Raw genomic sequence first — 2,466 nt, 5'->3', positions numbered from 1 at the left:
TACTGACTTAAAAACATCACCACGAAGGCGATGGCGAAGATGATGATAATCATGTTGTGCTTGGGTGTGTTATTAGGTTTTGGTTAAAATGAAATGGTTAATACCGCGTTCAACAGGTGAACATTGCCCGGGGTATAGAGCACCGGTTGCGCGTTGCCGCCGGACGATTGATTGCCAACCTCGATATTTTTACCAAAGGGGATTAAATAATTATATTTAACGCCAACCGCCCAATTGGTGGCAAAAAACCAATCAAAACCCAAACCGATTTGAAACAATCCGGTGATGCCAATCGCCGATTTTTTGTAATCCTTGGTCTGGCTGATGTCTTTGTTCAACCACGAAATAATATCCATCCCCAACCCCATGCCAAGGAACGGCGCTATCAACCCCTTATCAGATTGCAATGGCCGCCAATTGGCCTCGGCCAGCACCATCGTGCTTTCAATCAATTGGCTGTTGCCCTCGACGATTTCTTCGTCCTTATCACCCGCGACAATGGTCGCGCCCCACCGCCCGTAATTTACAACGCCGCTTACGTCGATTTGCGCTATCGTGCCGCGGTTAAACGACGCGCCGAACGAACCGCCAACGTCCCAGCCAATTGTATCGGTCATTAATGTATCGGCCGAACCGCCGCGCACAATAATCGCGTTGCTGGGGAATAACATGCCGCCATCGATTCTTAAATTAAACCAGGTTGGTTTTTTTATCGATGTCACCCTTGACCCATAGCCGAAATCTTCGGCACTGGCGGCATTATAATTTTGGGCGTAATCTTGCGCGAATTGTTGTGTTTTTGGTTGGGTATTATTTTTAATTGGCACGACCTTACTGCCATAACCAAAATTCTCGGCGGTTTGGGTTGAATTTTCGCCATAGTTTTTGGCATGGGCGGTTTGCCCATGGCCGGTGGCGACGGCCAACAGGCAAAGCAACCCCACATCTATTAACAACCTTATTCGATTGTTGTATTCTGATTTGTTCATAATAGTCAGGGATAGCAAAAAACGTGCCAGTTATGCCCGTGCCATCGCGCGGCATGGCGTTACAAGCGGTAACCTTAGTGAACAAAAAAATTCTTTTCCTGCAAAAAATACTTGTGAAAGAAAATTTTTCTTGTTACAAAAAATCATGGATAAAGTAGATTTTTCAGGAAAGATAGTTGTGCTCGGCTTTGGGTCTATCGCGACCGGCCTGGTGCCGTTGTTGTTCAAACATTTCAACAACCCGCACCTGACGGTTATCACCGCCGACGACCGCAATATCGACATTGCGCATCATTACAAAATCAACCACATCATCAACCCGGTGACGCGCGATAATTACAAGGAATTGTTGGCTACGCATTTGAATGCCGGCGATTTTTTGGTCAACCTCAGCGTTGATGTCAGCTCGGTCGCCCTTATCGAATGGTGCCATGATAACAAAGTTCTTTATATCGATACCTGCATCGAACCATGGGTTGGGTTTTACACCGACACGTCGCTTTCGGCTTCGCAACGCAGTAATTACGCCCTGCGCGAATCGGCGATTGCCAAACGCACCCAGTGGCAACAACGCGGCGACAAAGACAACCCGACGGCTATCATCGCCCATGGTGCCAACCCGGGGGTGGTTAGCCATTTTGTGAAGCAAGCATTGTTAAATGTTGCCAAGGACACCGGCCACAACACCGCCACGCCGCAAACCAAGCAAGAATGGGTCGAATTGGCTTGCAACCTGGGGGTTAAGGTTATTCACATCGCCGAACGCGACACGCAATATAGCGTGAACCCAAAATTACGCGGCGAGTTTGTTAATACCTGGAGCATCGATGGTTTTTATTCGGAGGGTTGCCAGCCCGCCGAATTGGGTTGGGGTAGCCACGAAAAGGAAATGCCGAAAGACGCCAGCAAACATGAATTTGGTTGCGGCGCGGCGATTTACCTGCATCAACCGGGGGCCATTACCCAATGCCGGTCATGGACGCCGGATGAAGGGCCCTATCATGGTTGGATTATCACCCACAACGAATCGATTTCGATAGCCGATTATTTCAGCGGCGAGGTTAATGGTAAACAATACCGCCCGACGGTGCATTATGCCTATCACCCGTGCGACGCGGCGGTGGCGTCGCTCCATGAATTGGCCGGCCATAATTTTGAATTGCAAGAAACGCAACGGCTGATTGGTAATGATATTGTTGACGGCGTTGATGAGCTGGGGGTTCTGCTGATGGGGCATAAAAAAACTTCCTATTGGTATGGGTCAAATTTGTCGATAAACCAGGCACGCGAGTTGGCCCCGCAAAACAGCGCAACCAGTTTACAGGTTACATCGCCCGTTTTGGCCGGTATTATTTGGGCGATTAAAAACCCCAACGCCGGTATTTTGGATTCTGACGAATTGCCGTTTGACGAAATTTTGGAAATCACCATCCCCTACCTCGGCGACATGGTTGGCAAATACAGCGATTGGACGCCG

2 protein-coding genes are annotated in these 2,466 nt (G+C 48.9%); one reads left to right on the top strand and one right to left on the bottom strand.

Annotation, left to right across the window (positions count from 1 at the left end):
* Positions 1 to 83: 83 nt before the first annotated feature.
* A complete protein-coding gene (locus tag QM529_07710) occupies positions 84 to 989 on the bottom strand; it encodes a hypothetical protein (protein MDI9314540.1) in 906 nt (301 codons plus the stop codon).
* Positions 990 to 1,134: 145 nt separating this feature from the next.
* Here QM529_07710 and QM529_07705 point away from each other — a divergent pair.
* A partial coding sequence (locus QM529_07705; protein ID MDI9314539.1) for a saccharopine dehydrogenase C-terminal domain-containing protein occupies positions 1,135 to 2,466 on the top strand: 1,332 nt, incomplete at its 3' end.

It is taken from the genome of Hydrotalea sp., assembly GCA_030054115.1.
Classification (GTDB): Bacteria; Pseudomonadota; Alphaproteobacteria; order JASGCL01; family JASGCL01; genus JASGCL01.
The sequence above is the reverse complement of the archived record's forward strand: the minus strand, read 5'-3'. Positions and strand labels throughout refer to the sequence as shown.